5 protein-coding genes and 1 pseudogene are annotated in these 9,482 nt (G+C 59.6%); 2 read left to right on the top strand and 4 right to left on the bottom strand.

The annotated features are described in order from the left end of the window. From EOA78_RS33835 to EOA78_RS33815, 4 genes and pseudogenes are all read right to left on the bottom strand, one after another. Positions 1–1,506: TonB-dependent receptor (locus EOA78_RS33835; protein ID WP_164784070.1), on the bottom strand; the 1,506-nt coding region annotated here is incomplete at its 3' end. Positions 1,507–2,812: 1,306 nt separating this feature from the next. Further along, positions 2,813–3,406, bottom strand: a complete 594-nt coding sequence (gene pmtA, locus EOA78_RS33825) for a phospholipid N-methyltransferase PmtA (protein WP_127319878.1) — start codon at positions 3,404–3,406, stop codon at positions 2,813–2,815. A 610-nt stretch (positions 3,407–4,016) separates the two neighbouring features. After that, a complete protein-coding gene (locus tag EOA78_RS33820; RefSeq protein ID WP_206533554.1) occupies positions 4,017–4,436 on the bottom strand; it encodes a hypothetical protein in 420 nt (139 codons plus the stop codon). A gap of 10 nt (positions 4,437–4,446) precedes the next feature. After that, positions 4,447–5,621: pseudogene (locus EOA78_RS33815) on the bottom strand (zinc-dependent alcohol dehydrogenase). Between the two features lie 280 nt (positions 5,622–5,901). Between EOA78_RS33815 and EOA78_RS33810 the strand changes: the two are divergent. Both EOA78_RS33810 and EOA78_RS33805 read left to right on the top strand, forming a co-directional pair. Then, positions 5,902–6,219 (top strand): serine hydrolase, encoded by a 318-nt coding sequence (locus EOA78_RS33810; RefSeq protein ID WP_127319876.1) that lies wholly within the window; start codon positions 5,902–5,904, stop codon positions 6,217–6,219. 640 nt (positions 6,220–6,859) lie between these two features. Beyond that, on the top strand, positions 6,860–9,482 hold a 2,623-nt coding region (locus EOA78_RS33805), incomplete at its 3' end, for a DEAD/DEAH box helicase (protein ID WP_245477966.1).

Below are 9,482 nucleotides of genomic sequence, written 5' to 3'. Positions count from 1 at the left end.
GCTCAGCCCTTCGACATAGTTGGCATAAAGCGACACGTTCTCCCACGGCTTGACGACTAGGCCGACCAGCGGTGTCAATGCGCCTTCGTCGGAGGACGACGTGACGGCGCCGGTGGTCGAGTTGAAATTCTCCGACGCGATATGCTGCCACCGCGCTCCGACGGTCAGCTGCACCCGCTCATCAAAAATCGACAAGGTGTCGGCAAGCGCAAATCCGTATAACTCGCTCTCCGATACCTTCGGCGCCGAAGCCGGCGCCGGTATGTCCTGCCGGGGCCGGGCGACAGGATCGTAGATATTGGTGAGCTGAGCCGTTCCCGAATTGAAGCCCCGGCCGAGGCTCTGATTGAAATGACTTGCCTGGAGCGTGACGGAATGCGCGATTTCCGCAGTGTCAAAGCCGGCGCGCAGGCCCGTTTCCGCCGTGGTTCTGTCAACATCGAAAAGGTAGTTCTGCGGCGTTATGCTGACGTCCCCGGCCGAGTTCAAGATGACTGGCGTCCCGAAGAGTCGCTCGATGCGTGAGTTGCCCCCGCCGGCAGCGGCAAACACCGTCACCTGGTCGGTGAGATCATATTCGACGCGTCCCAGCAATGACAGATCTTCGCTCTTGGACCACTCCCACGGCTGCTGAACGTTAAGCCGGCCATCGGGCGCCCCTGGTATTGCGAAACCGGAAAGCGGAAAGAACGGGCGCTGCGGCGCCTGGAAATCTTCCCGCTGGCCGATCACATCGAGCGTCGCCCTAAGCTGCTCGCCCTGATAATCAAGCGCCAAGGCACCTACCGACACGTCGCGGGTTTGGTCGTCGATCGGCGTGTCGCCGCCGTGATAGCTGGCGTTAAAGCGAACCCCGAACTGACGCTCGGAACCGAAACGCCGGCTCACATCGACATGCCCGCCGCCCTGCAGGCTCGAGGCATAATCGGCCGTAAACCGTGTCAGATCGACATCAGCCGCGCGCTTGGGAACGATATTGATGGTGCCCCCGACACTGCTGTTCGGCGCGATGCCGTAAAGCAGCGCCGCCGGTCCTTTGAGGACCTCAATACGCTCGGCATAGTCGGTGAACAGGCGATAGGTCGGCGCGACCCCGTAGACACCGTCGAACGCGACCTCGCCAAAATTGCCTTCATTGATTGGAAAGCCGCGAATGTAGAAGGAATCCACTATCCCCCCGGTTGAATGGGTGCTTCGCACGGAAGGATCATTGATCATCACGTCGGCGACGGTGCGTGCACCCTGATCCTCGATGGTTTGCGCGGTATAGCTGCCTATGTTGAACGGCGTATCCATGATGTCGCGGTTGCCGAGCAAGCCCAGGCGCCCGCCTCGCGCGACTTGTCCGCCCGGATACGCTTCCGGCAGATTGCCGATCGTTGCGGTCAGGGGCACACCGCCTAGCCCCTCCACCACGATGCGTTCGAGCACTGTCGCTTCCTGCGCAGCCGCGCTGTGCCCGACCATCACGACCAACGCGGCAGATAATCCAACACGCTTTTCCATACAAAGCCCCCTCATCGGCGTTGACCAAGATTATTTGCCTTGCCCTGAAGGGAGCTGGGTTTGGTCGCTAGGAGGGTTTGCTAGATAACGTGACTTCTGTTGTCAACAATAACGTGCCGCTTCTTGTTCCCCACCTTCTAACTCGAAACAGCGCCGGGAAGATTCGGCCGACAATGCCCGTAAGCCATTTGTTGCCTTTTCGAAAAAGTTCGGCATCCTCGCCACGGATTCGGCCCGAGCTCCCATGGCTCGGAGAGCGGCATCGAAGGCCTCGACGCTATCTGCGGACGAATTTCGTGACCGAGACGTGAGGCGCTCGCCGCGCCGGGCTGCATTTCGCGGACGATGGCGACGACCAATGGCTGCACGCCTTTCAGGCATAGTGCGATGCCGCCATTGGCCATCCAATCCACGGGCGAGCCCTGTTTGAGTAGAGTTCGGGTCGCGATGAGAAAACCCGCAATTCCCACCGTCGCGCTTACCACGGCCGATGATGCCATGGCCGCCGAAATGGCGCTGGTGCGCGGCCTTTTCCCCCCGGCTTTCCTGATGTGACGATCACCAGGCCCCCTCCCCGCGCGTTCGACAGTGGAAATGTGGACGAAACCATCCTGAGCCCCATTGTCGGGCTAAATCCAAATCGACGTGCTGCGGCACCATGGCTGCGAAAGTGCGCGCCACTGAGCCAATCGGTGCAATAGGCCCAGGGCTGACTATCCACACACCAACCGCCTCCGGACGGACGACCTTCTATCGCTTCATTCTCTCTTCCAAGCGCCGCCTTTTTTCCAAAGAGCCCTCTTTGTCTTCGCTAAAATAGCCGAGGTTAACTCTCGAGCGTTTCGGCTTGCCGGATATTAGGGTCTCGGTGGATAAACCCGCATGGCTTTGGGGTGCTGGCAGGAAGACCGATGCGCGGGCGTGGATGGATCAAGGCGTTGCGTCAGGACCGGCAGGTGCGTGCGCGCATTGCGGAACTGGAGCGCGACCTCATAGCGCCCACACCTCAAGGACGCCATCGACGTTTCGAAGCCGGACATGAACTTCGCAATGCGAAGTTTCGCCTGGCGCGTCTCGAGGAATGCATCTCCGAAAGACCGGAGAAACATAGGCGTTAGCGGAAGCTTCGCCGCTCTCAATGCTTGTAGCCGAACATCATCTCTCCGCTGCGATCAAATCGATCCTCAGAAAATGCGGTATGGAAGGGGTCCAGCCAGGGCGCGAATGGCTGGCCCCAGCACCAAGTTCAGTCGGCTTTGCAGTCCTGTACAAGGATTCCGAAAACTTTCGCTCGCGTCCCCTGTGGTCACGCTGCTCGTCGATAGGTCCAGAGTTGTGCGGGGGGGACATTGCGAACGACGAAATCATAGTGAGAAACGATGTAACGGTCGGGCATTTTGAGCACCGGTGACAGAAGACCGTAGGTGATTTGGATCACAGGTCGCCCGGCGGGGATTCGTGCAAGCAAATGCTCCAGCAGTGTGAGGCGCTGTTGCATCGGAAAGCTCAACATCGGCACTGCGCTTATGACACAATCGAATTTTTCCCGGCGCTCCCCCAGAATTTCTTCCAAGGCAAACGCATTGCCCAAGCGGAAATCCACTCCCGGAAAGCGTCGCACCAGGCCATCATAAAAATCCTTGGAATATTCGACCGAAGTCAACCGATGCGGTTTGATGCCTCTTTCCAGGATGGCCCTGGTGATGACACCAGTCCCGGCACCAAGCTCCAAAACCGGCAATCCAGAATGCGGGTTGACCACACTAGCCATGCGGCGCGCCGCATGGATCGACGTGGGCATGAGTGCGCCCACACCTTTCTTATCCTTCTGCCAACATTTGAAGAATTGCACTTCTTCCTCAAGTTTCTTGCCAAGTCGCTCTTTCAAACGAAAGACCATATCCGCTCCCTTCTCCCGATCCGAGTCGGAGCGAGTTTTTGTCGAAATTTCACTATATAAACAAGCCTGATTCACAGGGATGATTGCCGCGCTGGAGGCGCGAAACGCCCGCGCCGGTTGACACGCGCGTGTCCGCCATGATCACGTTTTCTCGCTCAGATGCGCGCCAGTTCTTCCTGTATGGAAATCTGGCTCATGGCCTCGAGAGCCCCTCACGGCTCGTTGAGCAGCCGTATCTCTGGCTGCACCATCAGCGCCAGCGCGACGCACGCAGGGTTTCTCATCTGCTGCGCGCTTCGCCAGGTGCACAGCAGACAGCGAGGCCGCTACGGCCGCAAAAAACCCGCGACGGCGGCTCGATTCCGGGACCGGTCCGCCATTTTTGGCAGGTGATCCGTGCAAACGCGTGGCGTGGATCACCCCAGCTATCTCGTGGCCGCCCCATTGCCAACGTCCTCTTTTCAACCGGCCGAGCCTCCCGACCGCCGGATCAATGATAACGATCCCCTCTGAATGGTTTTTTGAAGAGCCTGACGGTCTGCGCCGTCTTACCGTGGTTCCGGCTCTGCCATGGCCTTCCCTGCCGCGCAGGCGGCAAGGTGCTATCACTCTACTTTGCAATGGCCTTGGAATCGATGAGTGTCACACCGGCAACGAGCACCAATGCAAGTCCGACGTTGTCACGTTTTGGATTGTCGTGCCGGAACGCCCATAGGAGTGTTGCGATGTCGAGCCCATCACCGGCCACACGGCTCCAAAGCCCCGGCTGTTTGTCTGCCGACAAGGACAGAATGCCGCTGCTGATTTCCCGCGCTCCGTAGGCACGGATCAAGCCTTCCTTACCAGGCATGCCGAGTGCGCGGGCGATGCGCTCGGAGGCTATAAGTTCGGCCATGCCCAGCGCAATGCTAAACCATCCGAGTTTGCGCGCTACCACATCGGAGGGCGCGAGCGCCTTGGGGCCAGATTTTACGACCTTTGGGTCGCTTGGCCATCTGCTGAGATTGCCGAATTTGCTAAGCATGTTCATGACACTGCTCCTATGGCTTCAGCACGACTTTGACGCAACTGTCCTGCTTGTCGCGAAAGATCTTGTACATCTCGGGCCCTTGTTCGAGCCCGGCAGTGTGGGTGATGACAAAAGACGGGTCGATCTGACCTTCTTCGATGCGGCGCAATAGGTCGTCGGTCCAGCGGTTCACATGCGTCTGGCCCATCCTGAAGGTAAGGCCCTTGTTCATGGCTTGGCCCATCGGGATCTTGTCGACAACCCCGCTATACACGCCCGCGATCGAGATGACGCCGGCTGGCCTGCAGACATAGATCATTTCACGCAGCACGTGGGGCCGATCGTTTTCCATCATCATCATCTGCTTCGCGCGGTCATAAACGGTGTCTAGTTGACGAAAGGACGTGACTTTCCATCCCGATCGCGTCGATGCATTTGTCTGGCCCCTTGCCGCCTGTAAGCTCGTTCAGCCTTTCAACAACGCTCTCCTCCAGGAAGTTGATGGTGACCGCGCCGCCTGCTCCGGCCATGGATAGGCGTTCGGGCAGGCAATCTATGGCCACGACCTGGGTGGCACCGAGAAGAATGGCGCTGCGGATTGCCATCTGCCCCACTGGGCCACAGCCCCAAACCGCTACGGTATCGGACGGTTCGATCTCGCACTGGACAGCAGCCTGCCAGCCAGTTGGCAAGATGTCGCCAAGGAAGAGGACCTGTTCGTCGGAGAGCCCGACCGGTACCTTGATGTGCGTTGCATCGGCAAATGGCACGCGAACATACTCGGCTTGTCCGCCCGGGTAACCGCCGGTCAGATGGGTATACCCAAACAGCCCGGCCGTCGTGTGACCGAACGCCTTGTCGGCGATGTTCTTGTTGCGGTTGGTACGTTCGCAGACCGAAAAGTTCTTGCGCTTGCACTGGTCACATTCCCCGCAAATGATGGTGAAGGGGACGACGATGCGGTCTCCCGTCCTAAGAGCGCTGATTACCCCGGATCCAACTTCCACCACCTCACCCATCATTTCGTGGCCCATAATGTCGCCGGGCAGAATTGCCGGAATGAGGTTGTGATAGAGATGCAGGTCCGAGCCGCAGATCGCGCAGCTCGTCACCTTGACAATGGCGTCGCGCGGGTCCTCGATTTCGGGGTCGGTAACCTCGTCGCAACGTATTGTCTTCTTTTCCATGCCAAACCAGCGCTCGCATGCGTAATCTCCGATAGGGGCTGTTCGCGGCGTCGCGAGAGCGAGCTCGGCCGCTTTCCTTCAGGCTGCGAATTAGCTTTCCGAGGTCCAACCGCGAGGCAGCATCCATGTTCCCCGCCTCCGTTAAAAAACTCAGGCAGGCTCTTGAAAGGTGGGGCTGATTGCAGGGTCGGAGCGTCGAGAAGGCGGTGGCCGCCCTGCCGGACATCGTTAAGAAGGTCAAGGAAGCATCTACGTTTCCCGGCTTCGCCGTTGCGGTGGTGCATGGCGGCAGATGATCCTTGACCAAGGCTATGGCCTTCGCAGCAACCGGGATGACACCCTCTAAGGTCAGCAGCACCACCATCTTCCAGGTCTCCTCGGTGTCGAAGGCGATCTCGGCCACAGTGGCCGCCATCGCCATGACGAAGGACCACAGCTTCGACTGGGATACCTCGGTCGGCAAGGCCTGGGACCGCTTCCGCCCCAATCTCGACTACGTATCGGGCGACGCCACCATCGGCGACTCTTCGTTCCTCGCTCCGGCCTGCGTCCGGCGGCGGGCAGCGAGCTCGAGGATCTCGGCTCCCAGCGCAAGCAGATCGTCGTGCCGCGGCTGATCGGTCGGCTCGTGCTGATCTGGGGCTTTCCGCTGTCGCTGTGGCTGCCGACCGACGCAGGGTTCGAGCGATAGAGTGAAGCCCTGGGCAAGTCCTTGGGGGTCTATGGCGGGCGAGGGTTTCCAGGCACGTCCGGATCGGTGCGAAGACTCGATGCGGATGCATATCGCCAATGGTAGCGTCAACCTGTTTGATTGCCGATTTGTGCCGGGATGCTTGGAGTCTAGCACGCCGACGGTGTGCATGAGCTTTTGGACAGCAACCGTCGAATGATTGCTGAGCCTGAGAACTTGGGGTCCATCTGATAGCGAGTCATTTGGCCAAGTCTAGCAACGGGCATTGGAATGCCGACCACAGATGCCTAAGCCGCTATCGACCAGCCGCTGCCGTTTCGTCCCAAAAAGAATCCACAAAGCCGTAGCGCCCCCGGATTCGCGACTTGCTCAGGAAACCTCGCAATGCACGCATTGCTAGACAGTGCGGCACTCTATTCTCATGGCGCACGATCCGATCACACGCTGGGCAAGGCAACGGTTGCCGCTTTGCGACGTTGCTGAAGGCCGAGCGTCGGCAACTGTGCCGTCCCGACGGAACACCGGACGCGTCGCGGCCGTTTTGTCCCAGGATCGGAAGGTGAGACGTGGATAGAGAGACCTCCAATGCCGGAAAGGCTGAGCAGTGCGAACTTGCAACAGGAGGAGAAGCCGACACACCGCCAGCTGCCGCGGTAGCTGCGGCATTGATCAGCGCTCTGGAAAGCACTCGAAATGGGAACATGCTCCATATCGCGAGTTCCGAACGCAGTGCCGCTGACATCACCCAGGCATTGCGCCACTTCCTCCCAGAAGCTGACATCCTGTATTTGCCGCCTTGGGATTGCCTGCCATACGACAGGGTGTGGCCCACTCGCGCCACTATGGGGCGGCGGGTCAGCGTTGTTCATGCTGTTGCGGCCGCTACGAAAAGACCCCGCATCACGGTTACTTCGGTCGAATCTGCCCTGCAGCGGGTACCGCCTCCCTCGGCAATCGGCCAGGGTTTCGCGACCCTGCAGATCGGACAGGAGGTGGACCCGAGGGCACTTCGTGTATTGGCTGAGAGAACTGGCTATGTTGTCGACGATCGGGTCGACGAACCAGGCGAGATGGCCGTCCGCGGCGATCTTATCGACATTTTTCCTGCTGACCGTGATCGCCCTATTCGTGTTGTACTGGGTCCTGGCGGCACCATCTCCGAACTTAAGGCATACGACCAAATCACTCAACGAAGCGAGCGATCGCTGCACAGAGTCGTAGTTGGCCCGGCGTCTGAGCTTATGTTGGAATCCGGCAACGAGTTCGACCCTGCAGCGATGCGCACCATCCCGATGGAGGAACGCCTGGTCTCGCACTACTCCGACTTGCCGGCGCTCTTCGATGTCGCATCAACAGCTAACATCTGCTTCCTGGATGGATTGGAAGAAATTTCGCTCGCTCGCGTCTTGGACCTCATAGAGGAGGCGTGGCGCGGCAGGCGGCAAGTTTCCACGGTGGCGCGGCCCGCGGCGAAACAATTTTATTTGTCGCGTGAGGAATGGGACGACTCGCTACGGGATCGCCAGTGCCTGCGTCTTAGGATCCCGGTTGGTCGAATTCCCAAATTCTTCCACCTGCCGCGAGCCGGGCACGAATTCGCGGAGTTCGCCCAGGCGCGCACAAGCTCGGGGTTTAGTGTGGTGGTCACGGGCGAAGCTTCGGAACTGCGCCGAGCAGAGCGGCTGCTCGACCGTAAGTTCGGTCGCAAGATGGACCCGGTCGCCGATTGGCCGCAAATCCTCTCTGTCGAAAGAGGCTCTCTTCTCAAGGCGGAATTCGATCTCACGGATGGCTTTGTCGACGGGCCATCCCGAATTGCAGTCGTTGCGGCAGCGGACATATTCGGCCCGTCATCGACTGCAAACGCGGACTCCGGCAACGGCATAGCCGAACCCGAACTGCGGCTCGGCGATCTGGTTGTCCATGAAGACCATGGCGTGGGCGTCCTTGCCGCGATCGAACAAATTGAAGTGGCTGGTCTGCAACAGGATGTTGTGAAGCTTGAATATCATGGTGGCGCTTCCTTGCTGGTTCCAGTGGAGGAGTTTGGCCGTATATGGCGCTATGGATCCGAGCCAGATGCGATAGCCTTGGACCGACTAGATGGTGAAGGCTGGAAGAAGCGGCGCCAGTCTGCAGTCCGCGAGATCGAGAAGGTCGCCAAGCGGCTGGTCGCCATTGCGAAGGCCAGGTCCAGCCAGTCCGCCGAATTGATCAAGCCGCCGCGTGCCGACCTTGCTCGCTTCGCGGCGCGATTCCCTTACCCCGCGACCCCCGACCAAGCCGCCGCAATCCGAGCCGTGATGGATGACCTGTCCTCGGGCAAAACGATGAACCGGCTGGTCTGCGGCGACGTCGGCTTTGGAAAGACCGAGGTGGCGCTTCGGGCGTGTGCTGCGGCCGCGTTTTGTGGCAAGCAGGTTGCTATCGTTGCGCCCACCACCGTGCTCGCGCGTCAGCACTACGAGACGTTCTGCCGGCGTTTCGCAGGGTTCAACATCCAAGTTGCTCACCTTTCCAGGGTGGTCGGATCGACAGAGACAAGGAAAGTGAAGGACGGTCTGAGAAGCGGCAACATTGCGGTCGTCGTCGGGACCCATGCTGTTGCGGCCAAAAGGGTGGCCTTTAGCGATCTCGGGCTGCTCGTAATCGACGAAGAGCATCGGTTCGGGGCCAAGCTGAAGCAATCACTGCGAGGGTTGGCGCGATGCCTCCACACGCTGACCATGAGCGCTACGCCGATACCCCGCACGCTTCAATCGGCGATGGCGGGCGTGCAGGAAGTCAGCGTCCTGAACACACCACCTGCCAAGCGGCGTCCGGTTCGCACCATCTTGGCTCCTTTCGATGCCGGTTCGGCCAAGGCTGCTCTATTGCGCGAATACCGCCGCGGAGGACAAAGCTTCTTTGTCGTACCACGCATAGATGACATCGAGACTGTCGTTGAACAACTGGGCAGGCTGGTTCCGCAGCTCTCGGTGAAAATCGCGCATGGCGAAATGAAAGGGCGTGAGCTGGACGAGATAGTTGTCCGGTTCGCCGCAGGCGAAGGCGACATTTTGTTGGCCACTGACATCATCGAAAGCGGACTTGATATACCGCGGGCCAACACCATTCTCGTTTGGCGGGCCGACCGTTTCGGACTTGCACAACTCCACCAGCTTCGGGGTCGAGTAGGCAGAGGAAGGA

The organism is Mesorhizobium sp. M5C.F.Cr.IN.023.01.1.1 (assembly GCF_003997585.1).
Taxonomy (GTDB): domain Bacteria; phylum Pseudomonadota; class Alphaproteobacteria; order Rhizobiales; family Rhizobiaceae; genus Mesorhizobium; species Mesorhizobium wenxiniae.
The sequence above is the reverse complement of the archived record's forward strand: the minus strand, read 5'-3'. Positions and strand labels throughout refer to the sequence as shown.

Coding starts and splice junctions, on each gene's coding strand:
- pmtA (WP_127319878.1), bottom strand. CDS start 3,406: ATGGTCTTTCGTTTGAAAGAGCGACTTGGCAAGAAACTTGAGGAAGAA.
- EOA78_RS33820 (WP_206533554.1), bottom strand. CDS start 4,436: ATGAACATGCTTAGCAAATTCGGCAATCTCAGCAGATGGCCAAGCGAC.